The sequence below is a fragment of the Streptomyces sp. NPDC003720 genome (assembly GCF_042875075.1).
In the GTDB taxonomy this organism is placed as follows: domain Bacteria; phylum Actinomycetota; class Actinomycetes; order Streptomycetales; family Streptomycetaceae; genus Streptomyces.
This window is the reverse complement of the sequence record NZ_JBIANZ010000001.1, coordinates 582,547-597,112: the sequence shown is the minus strand read 5'-3', so window position 1 is coordinate 597,112 and position 14,566 is coordinate 582,547. Positions and strand designations below refer to the sequence as shown.

Genomic DNA, 14,566 nt, shown 5'->3' with positions numbered 1-14,566 from the left:
ACCTTCCGGAGCACCACGCACATGACCGTACGCAAGAACCAGGCCGATCTGACCGCCGACGAGAAGCGCCGGTTCACCGGCGCCGTCCTCGAACTCAAGCGCAGCGGACGCTACGACGAGTTCGTCCGCACGCACAACGGCTTCATCATGTCCGACACCGACACCGGCGAGCGGACCGGCCACCGCTCCCCGTCCTTCCTGCCCTGGCACCGCAGGTTCCTGCTGGACTTCGAACGGGCGCTGCAGTCGGTCGACCCCTCGGTGGCGCTGCCCTACTGGGACTGGAGCACCGACCGCACGGTGCGCGCCTCGCTGTGGGCGCCGGACTTCCTGGGCGGTACCGGGCGCGGCTCGGACGGCCGGGTGATGGACGGCCCGTTCGCCGCGTCCGGCGGCGACTGGCCGATCAGCGTGCGGGTGGACGGCCGTACGTTCCTGCGCCGCTCGCTCGGCTCCGGCGTGCGCGAACTGCCCACGCCCGCCGAGGTCGAGTCGGTGCTGGCGATGCCGGTGTACGACGCGGCGCCGTACAACAGCGCCGCGGACGGCTTCCGCAACCACCTGGAGGGCTGGCGCGGGGTGAACCTGCACAACAGGGTGCACGTGTGGGTCGGCGGCCAGATGGCCACCGGGGTCTCCCCCAACGACCCGGTGTTCTGGCTGCACCACGCCTACATCGACAAGCTGTGGGCCCAGTGGCAGCGCCGGCACCCGGACTCCGGGTACGTGCCGGGGGGCGGGACGCCGGACGTCGTCGATCTGAACGAGACGATGAAGCCCTGGAACGACGTGCGCCCGGCGGACCTGCTGGACCACACGCGGTTCTACACGTTCGACCGCTGAGGCCCGGCGCTGGCCGCCGGCGGCCCGCCGGTCAGGCGTCCGCGGTGCGGCACTCCGGGTGGCCCCAGCCCTGCGTGTTCTTGGCGATGGACTCGCCGGCCGCGTAGGAGCGCCCGCACAGGCAGCGGCCGGGGAACTTCGCCTTGATGGTGCGGGCGGAGGAACGGGACGCCGCCCCGCCGCCGGTGCGGCGCGGCGCCTTCCTGCGCGCCGCGCCGGCCGACGGCGTGTCGGGCGAGGGCGGGGGCTCCGGCGAGCCGAGCGCGCTGCCGGCGGCCTCCTGGACGGTGGCGGCCTGGCTGGCGGCGCGGTCGGCGAAGTCGTTGAGCGGGTCGCCGTCCACCTGGTGGGCGGGGACGTAGCGGAACTCGACCGACCGGCCGTCGAGCAGCGCGTCGATGCGCACCACGAGGTCCTGGTTGGCGACGGGCTTGCCGGCCGCGGTCTTCCAGCCGTTGCGCTTCCAGCCGGGCAGCCAGGTGGTGACGGCCTTCATCGCGTACTGGGAGTCCATCCGGACCTCGAGCGGCACGTCCGGGTCGACGGAGGCGAGCAGCCGCTCCAGAGCGGTCAGCTCGGCGACGTTGTTGGTGGCCCGGCCGAGCGGGCCGGACTCCCAGCGGGCCGCGGTCCGCTCGTCGTCGGAGACCACCCACGCCCATCCGGCCGGTCCCGGGTTTCCCTTCGAAGCCCCGTCGCACGCGGCCACCACACGTTCACGCATACGGCCGATCATGCCACGGCCGCGGCGGCCGCCGGACACGGTCCCGCCCGGCCGCGGTCACTCCTCGGCGATCTGCGGCATCTCGCCCTCGGTGGTCTTGACGTCGATCACCGAGAAGTTGGCGCCCTGCGGGTCGCTGAGCGCCGCGAACCGGCCGAAGGGGCTGGTCATGGGCCCGAAGTGGAGGACGGCGCCGAGCTTGGCCGCCCGGGCCACGGCCGCGTCGCAGTCGTCGACGGTCCAGTACACGTTGATGTACGACGGCACCTCCGGCGGGAAGTCGTCGGTCATCCGCATCCGGCCGAGGACCGTCTCCTCGCCGATGTCGAACATGCGGAAGTCGATCGCGTCGTCCGCGATCCGCTTCGCCCGGTACGGGAAGACGGCGGTGAGGAAGGCGTCCGTGCGGTCGGGGTCGCGGGTGAAGACCTCCGCCCAGCAGTAGGCGCCGGGCACCGCCGTGGCGTCGAAGCCCTCGTGGCTGCCCGCCTGCCACACGCCGAACACGGCCCCGCTCGGCTCGCGGGCCAGGCACATGGTGCCGAACTCGCCGACCTGCATCGGCTCCATCAGCACCTCGCCGCCGTTGTCCCGGATCCGCTCCGCGGTGGCGGCGGCGTCCGGCGAGGCGAAGTACAGGCACCACTGCGGCTGGCCCTCCTGGCCCGGCATGGGCGGCACCACGGCGGCCACCGCCTGGTCGTCGGCGTAGGCCTGGGTGTAGTTGCCGTACTCCGGCGACGACTGGCCGAAGGTCCAGCCGAGGACCTCGCCGTAGAAGTTCTTCGCGCTCTCCAGGTCGCCGAACATCGCGTCGGCCCAGCAGGGCGTTCCCTCGGGTTGCACGGCCATGGTCGCGGCCCTCTCCGCTCGGCTGATCCGTCGGTCCGCCCCTGTGCAGAACGCTAGTCATCCCGCGCCCGGCGCGCGCGCCGGGCGCGGGACACCGACGGCGCTACTCCCCCGCGTACGCCCGCTCCAGCGCGGCGACGTCCAGTTTGCCCATGCCCATCATGGCGCGGGTGGCCCGCTCGGCCCTGTCCGTCTCCGGGTCGGAGACCATGTCGATCAGCCGGTCGTAGACCACCTGCCAGGAGACGCCGTAGCGGTCCTTGAGCCAGCCGCAGGGGCCGCCCTCGCCGCCGTTCTCGGTGAGCCGGCTCCAGTAGTGGTCGATCTCCTGCTGGTCGGAGCAGTGGATCTGGAACGAGATCGCCTCGTTGAACGTGAACTGGGGGCCGCCGTTCAGGGCGACGAACTTCTGTCCGTTGGCCGTGAACTCCACGCTCATCACCGATCCGGCCTGTCCCGGGCTGCCCTCCGGGTAGCGGCTGAGCCGGCCGACGCTGGAGTTCTTGAACACGGAGACGTAGAACTGCGCCGCCTCCTCGGCCTGGCCGTCGAACCAGAGACAGGTGTGGAATCCGTCGGTGTTCATGAGTACCTCCAGGGAGCGAGCGTGGAACACGGTCACCTGTACCGACCGGCGCTCCGCCGGAAACTCATCGGTGGGCGGCCGGACGATCCGCCCCTCTGCCGGCGGGGCCGGGCGCGGGTGACCGGCCGGCCCCGGGCCCGGTCAGGCCGCCAGGCAGAGCCCGTCGTACGGCGCCCGGCGTACGGCGCGGGACGCCGTGCCGGTCCGGCGGGCCAGTTCCGACCCGGTGCGAGACAGGAGGTCGCCGAGGCCCAGCCCGAGGGCGCGGGCGGCCGCCGCGAGGACCTCGGAGGACGCCTCCTTGCGGCCGCGCTCGATCTCGGACAGGTAGGGCAGGGAGATCCGGGCCGCGTCGGCGACGTCCCTCAGCGTGCGCTCCTGGGCCTGCCGTTCGCGGCGCAGCACGTCCCCGACCAGATCGCGCCACAGGGGCTCAGCGGCCGCCGGTTCCGGCGCGCCGGGGCGGGCGGGAACCGGTGCGGCGGCGTCCGGGTGGCCGGGCGCACGGCGCAGGGGGATCACACGGGCTTCTTCGCTCACCTGGTCGGTCACCCGCTCAGCCTAGGCTCGCCAAGGCCGCCGGCGCCGGGCCGCGCGCTGATTCCCCCACGCGCGAAAATCGGTGTGACTTTCGCGGGCATGCATCGGAACAACGGGGGTACCCGCCGCGTGAGCACCACCGTGAGCAGGCATGCGTGCCCGGATTTCCGGGTACGCGGGGGACACGCACCATGCATCAGGGATCGGACCACAGTCCGATGCGGCAGGCTCGAACCGTGACTGACGTGGGGAGAGGTAATGAAAACCGCCGGGATCCGGTCGGAGGCAGAGGTCCTCGAGAGGACCGAGCAGGGGAGGGCGCAGGAGGAGGCACTGCCCGGCATCGTGGACCCGGCCTCGGTCGCGCCGCGTGACGCCCGGGAGCTGTCCCGCCAGTTCTTCCGCCGGCTGACGGAGCTGGAGGAGGGCACGCACGAGTACCAGTACGCGCGCAACACCCTCATCGAGATGAACATGTCGCTGGTGCGGTTCGCGGCGGGCCGCTTCCGCAACCGCGGTGACGACATGGAGGACATCGTCCAGACCGGCATGGTCGGCCTGATCAAGGCCATCGACCGGTTCGAGCTGGCGCGCGAGGTCGAGTTCACCTCCTTCGCGCTGCCGTACATCGTGGGCGAGATCAAGCGGTTCTTCCGCGACACCACCTGGGCGGTGCACGTGCCGCGGCGGCTCCAGGAGATGCGCGTGGAGCTGGCGCGGGCCCGCGAGGAGCTGTCGAGCCGGCTGGACCGGGACCCCACGGTCGCCGAGCTGGCCACCCTGATGAACATCACCGAGAGCCAGGTGGTCGAGGCCCAGCTCGCCTCCAACGGCTACAACTCCGCCTCCCTGGACGCCGCGCTCACCGGGGACGGCCCCGAGGACGGCGAGGCGGTCCTCGCCGACTTCATCGGCGTGGAGGAGGAGGGCCTGCGGCTCGTCGAGGACTTCCACGCGCTGGCCCCGCTCATGCACGAGCTGAGCGACCGCGACCGGCAGATCATCCATATGCGGTTCGTCGAGGAGGCGACCCAGGCGGAGATCGGGGAGCGGCTGGGCTGCTCCCAGATGCACGTCTCCCGGCTGATCAAGCGGATCATCACCCGGCTGCGCCAGGGCATGCTGGGCGAGCTCGGCTGCGCCTGACCCGCACCACGACGTGAGCCCGGGCGCCGAGCGCCCGGGCTCACGTGTGTCTTCCGCCCGCCGGAACCGGCTCAGAGGGCCGGAGGGTTCACCGCTTCAGTTCGACCCGCGCGCACACGCGCTTCCCGACCGGTACGCGCTCCACGGTGACCTGGGCCGCCACCGCGTGCACGATCTCCAGCCCGTGCCGGCCGACGCGCTCGGGGTTCTTCGGGTAACGGCGGGGCAGGGTCGCGCTGCTGTCGTAGACCGCGACGGTGACCGACGCGTCCGTGCCTTCCAGCTCCAGGATGTACGGGCCGCTGCTGTGCCGGTCGGCGTTGGTGACCAGTTCGCTCACGACGAGGAGCAGCTCACCGTCGGTCCGGCCGTCGATGCCCGCGCACCACTCGTGCCTGAGCTGCTCCAGGAACTGGGCCGCGAAGGCACGGGCCTCGGCGATGCATCCGGGTTCGCCGGTGTAGTGCGCCGCGCGTCTCAGCGGCTCCACGGGAACGTCGAAACCAGTCGGTATCACTGCCCCGCCCAGGTGCTCGGTCATGCGTGTCTCTCTCGGAAGGCCCGATCCGGCCGGTCACTGTTGCACCTGTCCTCGTACCCAGAGCCGGGCGCGGCAGTCCCCCGGTGCGTTCGCCCACCGCGCACAGCCTGTCATGCCCGCCGGTCATGCGGCCGACCGGGTCCCGCCGGGCGGCCCCTTGCTCTCGGTCCCGGCCGGTTCGGAGCCGGGCGCGGAGGGCGCGGACGGCGGGGTCCCCGACGGGGGCTCCGAGGGCGGCGCCCCCGTCGTGGGCGGCTCGGTCGACGGCCCGGACGACGGCTCCCCGGCCGGCGGCGACTGGGGCGACGGAGGCTGCGAGGGGGACTGCGACGACGGCGGCCGCGAACCCGAGCCGGACGGGGCCGGGGAGGACGAGGGCGAGCCGGAGGGGTTGCCCGGGGTCGACGTCGGCGGGCAGGGCCGGCCCGAGGCGCCCGTCGCTCCGGGTGACGCGCAGCCGGCCGGCGGGACCCACGGCCGCGTGTCCTTCGGGGGCTCGGTGTGCTCGTCATGGCTGCCGGTGTCGTCGCCGGGCTCACGGCGGAACCAGTCGCCGCTGCGGGCGTCGTAGATCACGAAGGCCTTGACGGCCGCCGGGGCGGGTGTCACCACGACGACGTCCGACGGCCGGTAGGAGGGCCAGCGGTCGCCGGTCAGCCGCACGGCGCCGCGTTGCGCGACCGGTGGGGTGAGGGGGTTGCCGCAGGCGCATCGGGCGCGGGGCACGCCGTGGCCGTCGACCAGGACGGCGGTGCCGGCCTGGAGGACCGCCTGGAAGCCGGTGGCGCGGCCGTCGCGGTAGCCGTGGTTGGTGACGCGGGTGTCGGCGCGCAGCGTGACCGGGGTGAGCGATCGCAGGAAGGCGGGGACGCCGGACGGCTGGACGCCGGCCGCCGCTGCGTAGGCGCGGTTGCGCGCCGGGTCGGCCCGCAGGGCGCTGATCTGCTTCTCCACGTCGCAGCTCGGGCTGTTCCTGACCCCGCTGTAGAGCCCGGGGGCGCCGCCGTCCACCCCGCGCACCGCGTTGGCGGGCGTGGAGGGCGCCGTCGCGGTGCCCGGCGAGGGTGTGCTCGGCGCTGAGGTCGGCGTGCCCGCCTTCCGTACGGTCGACTCCGTGAACGGGTCGGGGCCGGTCTGGCTCGCGGGCTGCAGGAAGACCTCGCCGCCCTTGGCGGAGGAGCCGGTGCCGGGCCGGGTGAGGACCACCGCGAGGACGGCCACCGCGACCACGGCCGCGGTGAGCGCGGCCACCCGCGGAGCGGACTTCCACCACGGCCGGTGCGGTTCCCCTCCCCCGCCCCCTGGGCCGGAGCCGCCGCCCGGCGGCGGTGGGGGCGGTCCCGTGGGCGGCTGGGAGGGTCCGGACAGCGGGCCGGAGGGGGGCCCGGTCGGGCGGCCGGAGGACGGAGGCCCGACGCTCACCGGTTCATCCCGTCGCGATCACGGCTCATATCAGATTGTGTGCTCGGGTCCCCCGGCGCTCGCAAGCCGACGCCGGACGGCTCATCCGGCGGGCGGGGCGCCCGGGCTCTGCCTAGCCTGGCAAGGGTGACCCCTGTGACCGTCGCCGCACGGCCCGCCGCCCGCCACGGCTGGATGCGGGCGGCGGCGACCGTGCTGCCGGGGCTTGCGGTGATGTTCGCCCTCGCGGCGCTCGGGCTGTGGGCGGCCGGCGCCACGGGACTGCCCGACGGCGCGTTCGCCCGGGTGGTCGCCGCGACCGTGGTGACCGCGGTCGGCGGCACGCTCGAACTCACCGGCGACGCCGGTCCGCTGGCGCGGACCAGGGCCGGCCTCACCGTGATGCCGCTCTCCGTGACCCTGGCCGGTGCCCTGGTGATCGGCGCGGGCTTCCTGCGGCCGCTGCGGCACCGGGCGGTCGCCTCGGCCCGGGAACTGGCCGGCTGGGCCGCCCGGCTGGGGCTGCTGTGGCTGCTCGCGCTGATCGGCCTCGGTCTCGCCGCCCGCCAGACCTTCGCCGTCGACGTGGGCAACGGCACGCTCAGCGATCTCGCCGGCCTGTTCGGCGGGGCGCCGACGGTGGGGTTCACCACCGATGTGCCGCTGACCGTGCTGTTCGGGCTGCTGTGGCTGGCCGGGGTGCTGGTGCTCGCCCTGCTGGTGGCGCCCGGCGCGCCGCTGCCCGGGCGGCTGCTGCGGCTGCGCGAGCCGGTGCGCCCGGCCGCGCACGCCATGATCCTGCTGCTGCTCGGCTACGTCGCCGTCGGCCTCGTCGTGGCCCTGGTGGCGGCGGCGACCCGCGGGCACCCCGCCGAGACGTTCGCGGTGATCCTGCTCGGTCTGCCCAACCTTGCCTGGCTCGCTCTCACCCTCGGCCAGGGCGCCACCTGGCACGGCCGGGTGGACGGCCCGTTCGGGCTGCCGATGCCCGAGGTGCTGGACCACGTCCTGCGCACGCCGGACATCGCCACGCTGAACCTGCGCACGCTCACCGAGCAGGACGGCGGGATGTGGTGGCTGCTGGTCGCCCAGGTGGTGCTGACGTCGGCGGTGGCGTTCCTGATGGCGGCGCGGTCCCCGGCATGGGTCGCTGCCTGGCGGCACGCGGTGCGGCTGGCCGTCGCCCTGGCGCTGACGGTGCTGATGGTCTGCCTGCTGTGCAGGATCTCGGCGCACTACGGTCTGTCGCTGCTCGGCATCGGGGACCTGGGCGGCGGCCTGTCCGGGGAGCTGTTCCTCAGGCCCCGGCTGTGGCAGGCGGTGGGCCTGGGCGCGCTGTGGGGGCTGGTCGTCGGCTTCCTGGGCGCGCTGGCGGCCCGACCGGTGCGCCGGCGGGGCCGGGTCGACGTCCCCGCAGCCGGGCCCGGCACCCCCTAGGTCGTGTCCGCAAAGTCGCGTCGTTCGCCCGCAGGGCGGGCGTCGCGGCGTCCGGTGCGTGCTCTGGGGGTCCCCCCGGCCGAAGGCTGGGGGAGTGCCGGCCGGATGCCCTCGTACTGGGTGTACTCGGGCTTTCGGCCGGTGCGGCGAGAGTGCGTGCCCGGCGTCGCGACGCAGACGCGACTTTGCGGACACGGCCTAGGACCCGCTCCCTAGGGCCGGGTACGGCGGAAGACCGGTTCGGCCCACGCCGGCGGCGGCCGGGGCTCGGTCCGCGCCGGGTGGTCCGGCGCCGTGGCGGCCGGGGCGGCGCGCAGGGCGGCCACGAAGTCGAGGCAGGTGTCGTAGCGGGCTTCCGGACTCTTGGCGAGGGCCCGGGCGAAGACCGCGTCGACGGCTCGGGGCAGACCGGGGCGGACGGTGCTCGGCGGGGCCGGTTCCGCGTACTGGTGGGCCCACAGCAGGGCCATGTCGTCCTCGCGCTGGAAGGGCGGGCGTCCGGTCAGGGTCTCCTGGACGACGCAGGCGAGGCCGTAGACGTCGCAGCGGCCGTCGACGGGCCGGCCGGAGATCTGCTCGGGGGCCACGTAGTCGAGGGTGCCGACGAACTGGCCGACGTGGGTGAACCCGGTCAGCGACAGCGACTTCTTGGTCAGTCCGAAGTCGGTGAGGTAGACGTGCTCCGGATGGTCGCTGTCGGTGCCGCGCGCGATCAGGACGTTCCCGGGCTTGACGTCCCGGTGGACCAGGCCGTGTTCGTGGGCGGCGTCCAGCGCGGAGGCTACCTGGGCGGCGATGCGCACGGCGTCGGCGAAGGGCAGCGGTCCGCGCCCGTCGAGCAGCTGGCGCAGGTCGCTGCCGGGGACGTAGCGCATGGCGATGTACAGGACGCCGTCCGCCTCGCCGGCCTCGAAGACGGGGACGATGTGCGGGTGGTCGAGGGCGGCGGCCACCCGGGACTCGTGGGTGAAGCGCTTGCGGAAGGTGTCGTTGCGGGCGAGTTCCGGGGCGAGCAGCTTGAGCGCGACGGTGCGGTCCAGACGCAGGTCGCGGGCTCGGTACACGACGGCCATGCCGCCGCGGCCGATCACGCTCTCCAGCAGGTAGCCGGCCACCCGGTGCCCGACGAGTTCCGGGGGCCGCCCCGAGGACAGGCCGGTCCGGCCGGCCATCAGGGCTCACCCCGGGGGGCGGCGTACCGGGTGGGGGCGTGGTCGGGCGTGCCGGCGGGGGCCGGGCCCTCGGTGGCGTGGTCGGGCGTGCCGGTGGAGGCCGGGTGCTCGGTGGCGTAGGTGTGCAGCCGGCGTCCGTCGGCGTACATCCAGCGGCCCGCGTCGGGGTCGTAGACCCACATCGACTCGCCGTCGACCACGACCCCGATGCGCAGCTCCCGGGTGCGGTCCTCGAAGGCCCGGCCGTCCAGGCCGCCGTCCGCCAGCTCGCGCACGGCCGCCCGGTAGCCGGCCAGGGCGCGTTCGGCGCGGGCCAGCAGCGGGAGCGGGTCGGTGGTGCCGGCGGGCGGGTCCTCGGCGGCGGGCGGGTCCCGGGGCACGGCGACCAGGTGCCGGCCGTCGACCCAGGCGGTCCAGCCGTTGGCGCAGCGGATGTGCGCCCAGTCGCCGAGCCGTTCGACGACTTCGACGGGCAGCAGCCGGTCGAGGGACACGGTGGGGCGGGCCGGGTCGGGCGCCTCCCAGGCCGGCATGCCGTCGGGCGGCACGACGTGGGTCGGCCGGAACGCGGGGGCGTGCTGTCCGCTCATCGGGCCGCCCGTCCGCGCATCACGGCGGGTTCCTGCCGGCGCAGCAGCGGGAGGACCAGCAGGCCGTAGACGACGGAGAGCGCCAGCAGCATGCCCATGTCGAGCAGCCAGATCCCGGCCGAGTGCCGGAACAGCGGGTCGGCGGTGACGGTGCCCGGCACGGTCCGGGCCAGCCCGATCGAGCCGGCCATGGCGCCGAGCGCCCAGCGGGCGGGCACCAGCCAGGACAGCTCCTCCAGCCCGGGCACACCGTGCAGCGGGAGCAGCGCGCCGCAGAAGACGACCTGGACGATGGCGAGCAGCACCAGCAGCGGCATCGTCACCTCCTCCTTGCGCACCAGTGCGGACACCAGCAGGCCCAGCGTCATGGCTGTGAAGGCCAGCAGGGCGACGGCGAGGGTGATCTCGGCGAGCGGTGGCAGCAGGACGCCCCGGCCGCCGGGGGCGTTGAGGTCGACGCCGAGCAGGGCGACCAGGGTGAGGACGACGGCCTGGACGACCGTGACCGTGCCGAGCACCACCACCTTGGACATCAGATAGGCCGATCTGGACAGGCCGACGGCGCGTTCGCGCCGGTAGACCGCGCGTTCCTTGACGAGTTCGCGCACCGCGTTGGCGGCTCCGGTGAGCACGGCGCCGACGCACAGGATGAGCAGCGCGTTCATCGCGGTGTCCCGGGTGAGCCTGCCGCCGGCCAGGGCCCGGGCCATGGCGCCCATCACGAACGGCAGCGCGATCATCACGGCGAGGAAGGTGCGGTCGGCGGCCAGGACGGCGGTGTACCGGCGCACCAGGGTGCCGAGCTGGGCGCCCCAGCCGCGCGGGAGCGGCGGCGGCACGGGTACGGCCGGGGCGGCGGACGGCAGCCGGGGCTGGGTGCCGGCCTCGGCGACGTAGTACCGGTGGAACGGGGAGTCGCGGTACTCCCCCGCCCAGTCGCGGTCCTGGTCGCGGTCGAAGGCCTCGAAGGCCTCCGGCCACTGCTCGAAGCCGAAGAAGGCGAGGGCGTCCTCGGGCCGGCCGTAGTAGGCGGTCCGGCCGCCGGGGGCGAGCACCAGCAGGCGGTCGCAGACGTCGAGGCTGAGCACGCTGTGCGTGACGACGATGACGGTGCGGCCGTCGTCGGCGAGGCCGCGCAGCATGTGCATCACCGACCGGTCCATGCCGGGGTCGAGTCCGGAGGTCGGTTCGTCGAGGAAGAGCAGGGACGGTTTGGTCAGCAGCTCCAGGGCCACGCTGACCCGTTTGCGCTGCCCGCCGGAGAGGCTGTGCACGGGCTGGCCGGCCCGCGCCCCGAGGCCCAGCTCCCGGATCACCTCGTCCACCCGGGCCTGCCGTTCGGCGCGCGCGGTGTCGCCGGGGAAGCGCAGCTCGGCCGCGTAGGACAGGGCGGCGCGCACGGTGAGCTGGGGGTGCAGGATGTCGTCCTGCGGGACCAGGCCGATGCGCCGGCACAGCTCGGCGTAGTCGTGGTAGAGGTCGCGGCCGTCGTACAGGACCGTGCCGTGGTCGGCGGGGCGCTGTCCGGTGAGGGCGCCGAGCAGCGTGGACTTGCCGGAGCCGCTCGGCCCGACGACGGCGAGCAGGCACTTCTCCCCCACCGGGAAGGAGACGTGGTCGAGGATGACCTTGCCGCCGCCGTCCACGGTGACGGTGAGGTCCTGGACGTCGAGCGACACCTCGCCGGTGTCGACGTACTCCTGCAGTTCGTCGTCGACGAGGCAGTAGGTGATGTGGCCGATGCCGACGAGGTCGCCGGGGCCGACCGGGGCCTGGGTGACGGGGGCGCCGTTCAGATACGTGCCGTTGTGGCTGCCGAGGTCGGCGATCTCGTAGCTGCCGTCGGCGTGGGCGCGCAGTTCGGCGTGGTGGCGGGAGACGGTCAGGTCGTCGACGACGAGGTCGTTGTCCTCGGCCCGGCCGATGCGGACGGTGCGCACGGGCAGCGGCCGGACGCTGCTCGGGGCCCGGTAGGTACCGGTCAGCTCGGGGTGGGAGACGACCGAGGGGCCGTGCGCGGCGGGCTCCGCGGGCTCGGCGGCCCCGGCGGGCTCCACCGGCTCGGCGCCGGCGGGCTCGGGCGGGCCCAGGGGGACGGCGCGGGGGCCGTCGGAGGGGTTGCCGAAGCGTATGACGCTGCCGGGGCGGACGTCCCACTCCTCTATGCGCCGGCCGTCGGCGTAGGTGCCGTTGGTGCTCTGCGCGTCCCGCAGGGTCCAGCGGTCGTGGTCGCAGCGGAGCACCGCGTGGTGCCACGAGACCCGGTCGTCGTCGAACACGATGTCGCTCAGCGGATCGCGCCCGACGTGGTAGTCCTGGCCCGGGTTCATCACCGTGGAGCCCGCGTCGGTCTCGAGCACGAGTTCGGGCGCCGCCGGGGCGATTGGCCGCTCCGCCATGCCCAGAATTGTACCGATCCGCCCTTTCTCGCGCCCGGCCGGTGAGGCGCCGGCGGCGCGCGACGGGCGCCTTGGCACGTGTCAGGCGACGGGGACGACGAGCGCCGGGAGGGTGCGCTGCATGCGCAGGGCGTCCACCGACTCGGCGAGCAGTTCGTACTCGGTGGTGTCGTCGCTGGCGGCGATCCGCACCAGCCGTCCGCCCGCCAGCTCGTCCGCGATCAGCGCCTGCCGGGCGTCGTCGGCGCACCAGGCGCGCAGCAGGGCGGGGACGTCGGCCACCGTGTCCGCGACCGGGACGAGCGCGGCCGCGGGGAAGGCGGCGTCCTGCGGGCTCGGATCCAGCCGCTCGGCGATCCAGGACGCCCGGTCGCGCAGCCACCACAGGGCCAGCGCCAGCGTGGGCGCGCGGTAGGTGCCGAGCGGGACGCCGATACGCTGCCCGCCGCACATGCCGTACGCGGTGACATGGCACAGGAATTCGTCGTGCACGATCACTCCCCCGTCGCCTCGCTGGTGTGCCGGCCGGCCCTCGCTCTCGGTGCGGCTCCTGTGCGGTGAAGTGCCCCTGCTATTCGAGTATCGCCACTCCCGAAACACTGTCACCATGACTTTCCGGCCAGTCTCCTGGCATATTCACCGCCCACTCTGGCCGAAATACCCCGGGTATCCGGGGGCGCGTCATTACCCGGGAGGTAATCGACCCTCCCCGCGCCGCTCGGGCATGGTGGTCACACCGGATCGGCGAATCCCGTATCCGGTTCCCGACCAGCGGTTACGACCTCGATGGAGGCTGATTCACCATGTCCGTGAACTACGAGAGCGCCGTCGCCCGTTACTTCGAGGCCTGGAACGCCGTCGAGCCGGAGGCGCTGCGGAAGGCGGTCGCCGCGGCCTGGACCGAGGACGGCGGCTACACCGACCCGCTGGCCGAGGTGCGCGGCCACGAGGGCGTCGCGGCCGTGATCGCGGCGGTCCACGAGCAGTTCCCCGGTTTCGTGTTCCGTCCCCAGGGCGCGGTGGACGGCCACCACGACATCGCGCGTTTCGGCTGGGAACTGGTGAACGAGCAGGACGGCTCGGCGCCGGTCGCCGGTTTCGACGTGATCACTCTGGACGGCGACGGCCGTATCCGGCAGGTGCTGGGTTTCCTCGACCGCATGCCTCCGGCGGCCTGAGGCCGGGACCGGCGACCACGTCAAACGGAATTCCCTGTTCGGAATTCCCGGAACGCACCGCGGCCCCGCGCGGATATCGCGGGCCGCGGCACGGCGAAAGGGCGGCCGGACGCAACTCGTCCGGCCGCCCTTTCGCGCTGTTCTCAGCCCTTCAGAACGGCGTCGATGCGCGCCAGTTCCTCGTCGTCGAAGTCGAGGGCGCGCACCGCTCCGACACTGTCCTCGAGCTGCTGCGGGCTGCTCGCGCCGACCAGCGCGGAGGTGACCCGGCCGCCGCGCAGCACCCAGGCCAGGGCCATCTGGGCCAGGGTCTGCCCGCGGGACCCGGCGATCCCGTTCAGGGCGCGCAGCCGGCCGACCAGGTCCTCGGTGACGGCGTCCGAGTTCAGGAAGGGGCTGTCGCTCGCGGCCCGGGAGTCCTCCGGGATGCCGTCGAGGTAGCGCCCGGTGAGCAGGCCCTGCTCCAGCGGGGAGTAGACGACCGAGCCGGCCTGGAGCTCGTCCAGGGCGTCCAGCACGCCCTCCTCCTCGGGCCGCCGGTCGAGCATCGAGTAGCGCGGCTGGTGGACGAGGAGCGGGGTGCCGAGATCGGCGAGGATCCGGGCGGCCTCGCGGGTCTGCTCGGCGGAGTAGTTGGAGACGCCGACGTAGAGCGCCTTGCCCTGCCGCACCGCCGTGTGCAGGGCGCCCATCGTCTCCTCCAGCGGAGTGTCCGGGTCGAAGCGGTGCGAGTAGAAGATGTCGACGTAGTCCAGGCCCATGCGCTTAAGGCTCTGGTCGAGCGAGGACAGCAGGTACTTGCGCGAGCCCCATTCGCCGTACGGGCCGGGCCACATCAGGTAGCCGGCCTTGGTTGAGATCACCAGCTCGTCGCGGTAGGGCGTGAAGTCGGCCTTCAGGGCCTCGCCGAGCGCGGACTCGGCGGCTCCCGGCGGGGGTCCGTAGTTGTTGGCCAGGTCGAAGTGGGTGACGCCGAGGTCGAAGGCGCGGCGCAGGATGGCGCGCTGGGTCTCGGCGGGCCGGCCGGGCCCGAAGTTGTGCCACAGGCCGAGCGACAGCGCGGGGAGCTTGAGGCCGCTGCGTCCGGCGCGCCGGTAGGGCATGTCCGCGTAGCGGTCGGGGTGTGCGGTGTACAACGCGACTCCAGAGGGGTGGGC

At 73.9% G+C, this 14,566-nt stretch carries 15 protein-coding genes; 4 read left to right on the top strand and 11 right to left on the bottom strand.

What is annotated here, in order from left to right; translation table 11 throughout:
• Nucleotides 1-21: 21 nt before the first annotated feature.
• A complete protein-coding gene (locus ACFYU0_RS03005; RefSeq protein ID WP_351661140.1) occupies nt 22-843 on the top strand; it encodes a tyrosinase family protein in 822 nt (273 codons plus the stop codon).
• Between the two features lie 31 nt (nt 844-874).
• On the opposite strand, the gene ACFYU0_RS03000 is transcribed toward ACFYU0_RS03005, so the two are convergent.
• From ACFYU0_RS03000 to ACFYU0_RS02985, 4 genes are all read right to left on the bottom strand, one after another.
• Nucleotides 875-1,579, bottom strand: coding sequence for a ribonuclease H (locus ACFYU0_RS03000; RefSeq protein ID WP_389297382.1), 705 nt, complete (start codon nt 1,577-1,579; stop codon nt 875-877).
• Nucleotides 1,580-1,624: 45 nt separating this feature from the next.
• Nucleotides 1,625-2,419: a VOC family protein gene (locus tag ACFYU0_RS02995; RefSeq protein ID WP_351661134.1), complete on the bottom strand. Its 795-nt coding sequence runs from the start codon at nt 2,417-2,419 to the stop codon at nt 1,625-1,627.
• 103 nt (nt 2,420-2,522) lie between these two features.
• Complete coding sequence (locus ACFYU0_RS02990; protein WP_351661131.1) at nt 2,523-3,005, bottom strand: VOC family protein; 483 nt, start codon at nt 3,003-3,005, stop codon at nt 2,523-2,525.
• Nucleotides 3,006-3,146: 141 nt separating this feature from the next.
• Nucleotides 3,147-3,557: a helix-turn-helix transcriptional regulator gene (locus ACFYU0_RS02985; protein WP_351661128.1), complete on the bottom strand. Its 411-nt coding sequence runs from the start codon at nt 3,555-3,557 to the stop codon at nt 3,147-3,149.
• A gap of 246 nt (nt 3,558-3,803) precedes the next feature.
• Between ACFYU0_RS02985 and ACFYU0_RS02980 the strand changes: the two genes are divergently transcribed.
• Nucleotides 3,804-4,691 carry a SigB/SigF/SigG family RNA polymerase sigma factor gene (locus ACFYU0_RS02980; protein WP_351661125.1) on the top strand — a complete coding sequence of 296 codons (888 nt, stop codon included), beginning with the start codon at nt 3,804-3,806 and terminating at the stop codon, nt 4,689-4,691.
• Between the two features lie 88 nt (nt 4,692-4,779).
• Here ACFYU0_RS02980 and ACFYU0_RS02975 read toward each other — a convergent pair whose 3' ends face one another.
• Nucleotides 4,780-5,232: an ATP-binding protein gene (locus ACFYU0_RS02975; RefSeq protein ID WP_351661122.1), complete on the bottom strand. Its 453-nt coding sequence runs from the start codon at nt 5,230-5,232 to the stop codon at nt 4,780-4,782.
• Between the two features lie 123 nt (nt 5,233-5,355).
• Entirely contained in the window at nt 5,356-6,654 is a 1,299-nt protein-coding gene (locus ACFYU0_RS02970) for a DUF6777 domain-containing protein (RefSeq protein ID WP_389297379.1), read from the bottom strand.
• Between the two features lie 174 nt (nt 6,655-6,828).
• Here ACFYU0_RS02970 and ACFYU0_RS02965 point away from each other — a divergent pair, with 174 nt between their 5' ends.
• Nucleotides 6,829-8,070, top strand: coding sequence for a streptophobe family protein (locus ACFYU0_RS02965; protein ID WP_389297956.1), 1,242 nt, complete (start codon nt 6,829-6,831; stop codon nt 8,068-8,070).
• A gap of 212 nt (nt 8,071-8,282) precedes the next feature.
• Here ACFYU0_RS02965 and ACFYU0_RS02960 read toward each other — a convergent pair whose 3' ends face one another.
• The 4 genes from ACFYU0_RS02960 to ACFYU0_RS02945 all read right to left on the bottom strand — a co-directional run bounded on the left by ACFYU0_RS02960 (nt 8,283) and on the right by ACFYU0_RS02945 (nt 12,723).
• Nucleotides 8,283-9,242, bottom strand: coding sequence for a serine/threonine-protein kinase (locus tag ACFYU0_RS02960; RefSeq protein WP_389297378.1), 960 nt, complete (start codon nt 9,240-9,242; stop codon nt 8,283-8,285).
• Nucleotides 9,242-9,832 carry a hypothetical protein gene (locus ACFYU0_RS02955; protein ID WP_389297377.1) on the bottom strand — a complete coding sequence of 197 codons (591 nt, stop codon included), beginning with the start codon at nt 9,830-9,832 and terminating at the stop codon, nt 9,242-9,244. Before ACFYU0_RS02955 ends, ACFYU0_RS02960 begins: the two co-directional genes overlap by 1 nt.
• Complete coding sequence (locus ACFYU0_RS02950; RefSeq protein ID WP_389297375.1) at nt 9,829-12,231, bottom strand: FHA domain-containing protein; 2,403 nt, start codon at nt 12,229-12,231, stop codon at nt 9,829-9,831. The genes ACFYU0_RS02955 and ACFYU0_RS02950 overlap by 4 nt, the downstream gene beginning before the upstream one ends.
• Nucleotides 12,232-12,312: 81 nt before the next feature.
• Complete coding sequence (locus tag ACFYU0_RS02945) at nt 12,313-12,723, bottom strand: hypothetical protein (protein WP_351661108.1); 411 nt, start codon at nt 12,721-12,723, stop codon at nt 12,313-12,315.
• Nucleotides 12,724-13,034: 311 nt separating this feature from the next.
• On the opposite strand from ACFYU0_RS02945, the gene ACFYU0_RS02940 reads away from it, so the two are divergent.
• Nucleotides 13,035-13,409 (top strand): nuclear transport factor 2 family protein, encoded by a 375-nt coding sequence (locus tag ACFYU0_RS02940; protein ID WP_351661105.1) that lies wholly within the window; start codon nt 13,035-13,037, stop codon nt 13,407-13,409.
• 143 nt (nt 13,410-13,552) lie between these two features.
• Here ACFYU0_RS02940 and mgrA read toward each other — a convergent pair whose 3' ends face one another.
• Nucleotides 13,553-14,545: an L-glyceraldehyde 3-phosphate reductase gene (gene mgrA / locus ACFYU0_RS02935; RefSeq protein WP_389297372.1), complete on the bottom strand. Its 993-nt coding sequence runs from the start codon at nt 14,543-14,545 to the stop codon at nt 13,553-13,555.
• Nucleotides 14,546-14,566 lie beyond the last annotated feature (21 nt).

Coding starts and splice junctions, on each gene's coding strand:
- ACFYU0_RS03005 (WP_351661140.1), top strand. CDS start 22: ATGACCGTACGCAAGAACCAGGCCGATCTGACCGCCGACGAGAAGCGC.
- ACFYU0_RS02990 (WP_351661131.1), bottom strand. CDS start 3,005: ATGAACACCGACGGATTCCACACCTGTCTCTGGTTCGACGGCCAGGCC.
- ACFYU0_RS02980 (WP_351661125.1), top strand. CDS start 3,804: ATGAAAACCGCCGGGATCCGGTCGGAGGCAGAGGTCCTCGAGAGGACC.
- ACFYU0_RS02965 (WP_389297956.1), top strand. CDS start 6,829: ATGCGGGCGGCGGCGACCGTGCTGCCGGGGCTTGCGGTGATGTTCGCC.
- ACFYU0_RS02995 (WP_351661134.1), bottom strand. CDS start 2,419: ATGGCCGTGCAACCCGAGGGAACGCCCTGCTGGGCCGACGCGATGTTC.
- ACFYU0_RS02960 (WP_389297378.1), bottom strand. CDS start 9,242: ATGGCCGGCCGGACCGGCCTGTCCTCGGGGCGGCCCCCGGAACTCGTC.
- ACFYU0_RS02975 (WP_351661122.1), bottom strand. CDS start 5,232: ATGACCGAGCACCTGGGCGGGGCAGTGATACCGACTGGTTTCGACGTT.
- ACFYU0_RS02950 (WP_389297375.1), bottom strand. CDS start 12,231: ATGGCGGAGCGGCCAATCGCCCCGGCGGCGCCCGAACTCGTGCTCGAG.
- ACFYU0_RS02940 (WP_351661105.1), top strand. CDS start 13,035: ATGTCCGTGAACTACGAGAGCGCCGTCGCCCGTTACTTCGAGGCCTGG.
- ACFYU0_RS03000 (WP_389297382.1), bottom strand. CDS start 1,579: ATGATCGGCCGTATGCGTGAACGTGTGGTGGCCGCGTGCGACGGGGCT.
- ACFYU0_RS02955 (WP_389297377.1), bottom strand. CDS start 9,832: ATGAGCGGACAGCACGCCCCCGCGTTCCGGCCGACCCACGTCGTGCCG.